Here is a 3,211-nt window from a genome sequence, read left to right on the forward strand (position 1 = left end):
GCTCGTTTTCCGTCTGCACCACCTGGGGTTATCGACGTGGCGTCTGGTACTTACTGGATCTGTTACGTGCTCGTCTTGACGGAGCTGACCTCAAATCACGGATCCTTCAGATGTCCAGACAGTGGTCTCCGGAGGAGGTTCTAATCGAGCGTACCAACGCAACACAGATTATGTGGAGCATCATGCGTCAGGAGGGCGAACTTTTTCCGGTGCTCATGGATCCAGATGGAAGCAAGCTTGATCGCCTCATTCCTCATCTGGATTTTCTTTATGATGGAGCTGTTGCATTTCCAACCGAGGTGGACTGGTGGCCTACCCTGCGCGATGAGATGCGCGCCTTTCCAGAGAGCCGTTTCGACGATCAAGTCGACTCGCTTTCTCAGTTCATGCGCTGGGCGCGTTCCGGGCGCGGCCAAGCTCTTCTGGATACCGACCCCTTAACAGGGCGTCCGTACTGACATGGTTGCGCTGACATATGTAAGAGCACCGCTCTTAGGAATCGGTGCGTGCAGTCCTACTGACTTAGCCGCTAACGCCAATCTATGGGCACCGTATCGCGAGGATCTATAGATTGCCGGTTGAGAGCCCGTTCGACTACTCGCTCAACCTATCTCCGAATTTATCCGTTGGACCAGAGCTATAAAGGGCCAAGCGCTCCTCGATACGGCCCCACGCCGGCCGGCGGGACGGCAAGACCGGCGAGAGGTTCGCCATCACTGGCGCGGACAAACTATCCTTGAATGAGGGCCGCCGAATATGGCAGCCCTTTTTCTATGCGCCAGACCGCAGAACGCACTGCTGTACCTCGTCGAATCTTCCTCCGCCCGACTGGACTATCGTCGCTGTTCGAGCATGCATGTGCACCAAGCTTGGAAACGCCGCCGCGCATATGCGAACCGGCTTCCAGGCCTGCCTCAGTGCAAACGCCGGCATCCCGCCTGCGCCGCTACTGGAGGCCCATCATGGCGAACGACAATTCACACAATGCCAAAGAAGCTGAGCAACTCGACACACCGATTTACCGTGAGGGGTCCAAAAAGGCCCAGCTGGTGGACCGACTTCAGGATCCAGGTGGCGTAACCATCGCAAAGCTCGCCGCGGCGTTCGGCTGGCAGCCGCATACAACGCGTGCAGCTCTAACGGGGCTGCGCAAGGACGGTCATGCGGTGGAGAAGCTGCCGCCTAAAGAGGGCAAAAGCGCCGCCCGCTATCGGCTCGCGACTTAAGGGCGAGGCATGAAGCGTCTGGTCACCATAAAGAGTCTTGAAGGAATGACTCATTATGAACTCGTCAGGGTGTGGCGCGACCTTTATGAGGAGGAACCGCCAAGACGCATGAGCGCGGCCCTACTTCGCCGCATCATCGCTTATGAGACGCAGGTCCTCCTTCATGGCGCTTTGCCACAGCGGGACGTCCAGAGGCTCAAGAAACTTGTAAGCGACAAATGCCGCCCCGCCGCGCAGGGCTTGGCCGCTGGCGGGCGGCTAATCCGCGAATGGAATGGAGAAACGCACACCGTCGAAGTCCTGGAGAAAGGGTTCATCTGGCGCGGGCGAACCTACCGGTCACTTTCAGCGATTGCTGAGGCGATTACAGGAGTTCGCTGGTCTGGTCCCCGCTTCTTCGGCTTGAAGAGCCCTAAACAATGAGTACTCCACAAGTGAAACGATGCGCCATCTACACCCGCAAATCCTCCGAGGAGGGCCTTGATCAGGACTTCAACTCCCTTCAGGCTCAGCGCGAGGCTTGCGAAGCTTTCGTCGCCTCCCAGCGACACGAGGGATGGAAACTCCTAACCAACCAATATGATGACGGCGGGATCTCCGGTGGCACGCTTAACCGGCCCGGACTGGAGCGCCTGCTTACCGACATCGAAGCCGGGCGGATCGACCTGGTGGTGGTTTACAAAGTCGACCGGCTCACACGCTCGCTTGCCGACTTCGCGAAACTGATCGACAGGCTTGAGGCCGCTGGGGCCTCATTCGTCTCGGTGACACAGGCGTTCAACACGTCCACCTCCATGGGCCGATTGACGCTTAACGTGCTCCTCTCATTCGCCCAGTTTGAAAGAGAAGTCACCGCAGAGCGCATTCGTGACAAACTCGCCCAGTCCAAGGGTCTCTGGATGGGCGGGTTCGTGCCCCTTGGCTTCGAGCCAGACGGGCGATCGCTTAAAATCGTTCCTAAGGAGGCCGAGACTGTCCAACGGCTATTCGAACTCTACGATCAGCATGCCTGTCTACGCCTCGTCGAAAAAGCTGCAGACGGCGAAGGGCTACGAACCAAAATGCGAGAAAGCGAAAATGAGCGCATGCGAGGCGGCAAGCCGTTTTCACGTGGCCGCATCCAGGCGCTCCTGCGCAATCCCATCTACACAGGTCGCATCCGGCACAAGGATAAGGTTTATCCTGGTAAACATGAGGCCATCATTTCCGATGCGCTTTTCGACCGAGTCCAAGAGAAGCTCAATGCAGCGTCCTCACGCCCTTCCCGCCGCAAAAGTATGGCCGTTACGAGCCCTCTCTCTGGAAAAGTCTTCGATGAAACCGGCGACCGACTGACGCCCAGTCACACGACGCGCGGCTCGCGGCGATTTCGCTATTACGTGTCGAGCCGCCTGGTCAAAAACTCTGGAAAAGAGGGGCAGGAAGGTCTGCGGATCTCCGCCCAGAAGCTTGAGACAGCGGTGGCGGACGCGACGACCCGTTTCCTGACAAAGAACGCGCAACAACTGGCGGCCCAAAACAGCCAGACCATTGCAGCTATCGAGACTGAGACGAAGAACCTGCAACAACTTATAAACACGAGCGAAGCCGAGACGTTGGCAGCGGTCACAAAGGTGACTGTGCGTAACAGCGCGTTGGAGGTGACCGTCGCAATACCCCGCCCGATCGATAAAACAGCAACGTGTGGTGTACAGCAGGTCATGTTCGAAACGCCCTTTGAGATTCATCGACGGGGCGCCGAAGCCAGATTGGTGCTCGCCGATGAAAAGCCGAAACCTGACACGCTGATGAGGAAGACGCTCGGCAAAGCGCTTGCGTGGCTCGATGACCTGAAATCCGGAGTGTCGATCACTGAACTTGCCAAGCGCGAGCAGGTCTCGCAGCGCTACCTAAGAAGCCGTTTACAGATGGCGTTTCTATCGCCGACCATCATGTCGGCGATCCTTGAGGGCCGACAGCCGGCGCACCTTACGACCGAGACTTTC

General features: G+C 57.8%; 4 protein-coding genes. All 4 read left to right on the forward strand.

Features of this window, described 5'->3' with window-relative positions; all coding sequences use genetic code 11:
* On the forward strand, window positions 1-458 hold a 458-nt coding region (terL, locus tag K5905_RS30485; RefSeq protein ID WP_297591475.1), incomplete at its 5' end, for a phage terminase large subunit.
* A gap of 504 nt (window positions 459-962) precedes the next feature.
* Window positions 963-1,226, forward strand: a complete 264-nt coding sequence (locus K5905_RS30490) for a DUF3489 domain-containing protein (RefSeq protein WP_297591477.1) — start codon at window positions 963-965, stop codon at window positions 1,224-1,226.
* A gap of 9 nt (window positions 1,227-1,235) precedes the next feature.
* Window positions 1,236-1,649, forward strand: coding sequence for a DUF2924 domain-containing protein (locus K5905_RS30495; RefSeq protein WP_297591479.1), 414 nt, complete (start codon window positions 1,236-1,238; stop codon window positions 1,647-1,649).
* Window positions 1,646-3,211: recombinase family protein (locus K5905_RS30500; protein WP_297591481.1), on the forward strand; the 1,566-nt coding region annotated here is incomplete at its 3' end. The genes K5905_RS30495 and K5905_RS30500, both read left to right, overlap by 4 nt.

This window comes from Roseibium sp. (assembly GCF_025698965.1).
Taxonomy (GTDB): Bacteria; Pseudomonadota; Alphaproteobacteria; order Rhizobiales; family Stappiaceae; genus Roseibium.

What these genes read in the sequence shown, in the direction of transcription:
- K5905_RS30490 (WP_297591477.1), top strand. Translation starts at nt 963, where the DNA reads ATGGCGAACGACAATTCACACAATGCCAAAGAAGCTGAGCAACTCGAC.
- K5905_RS30495 (WP_297591479.1), top strand. Translation starts at nt 1,236, where the DNA reads ATGAAGCGTCTGGTCACCATAAAGAGTCTTGAAGGAATGACTCATTAT.